The organism is Staphylococcus sp. HMSC035D11 (assembly GCF_001836075.1).
Taxonomy (GTDB): domain Bacteria; phylum Bacillota; class Bacilli; order Staphylococcales; family Staphylococcaceae; genus Staphylococcus; species Staphylococcus hominis.
Genome location: NZ_KV827285.1, coordinates 133583 through 133817, shown reverse-complemented (window position 1 = coordinate 133817; position 235 = coordinate 133583). Strand labels below are relative to the sequence as shown.

The 235-nt window shown below is 24.3% G+C and carries 1 pseudogene; it reads right to left on the bottom strand.

The features are described from left to right. A pseudogene (locus tag HMPREF2647_RS10570) lies at nucleotides 1-235 on the bottom strand (IS5/IS1182 family transposase); the annotation flags it as partial.

Here is a 235-nt window from a genome sequence, read left to right as displayed (position 1 = left end):
TAACTATTTCTATCCTTTAAAATAGATTTTTGAAATTCGTATCGATACTTTCGCTCAAAATAATCATTGATTTGCTTTTTGTATTTTTTGATTTTAGTTCTTTTGAGACGTATTTGTTTTCTTGTTTTAGTACATTTTTCATTGTTGATATGTTGGTTTAAATCTTCGATTTCTTTATCTAAGTGACTACCAATCAAATCTATTTCTTCTTTTGTTAATTCATTATCATGATCTT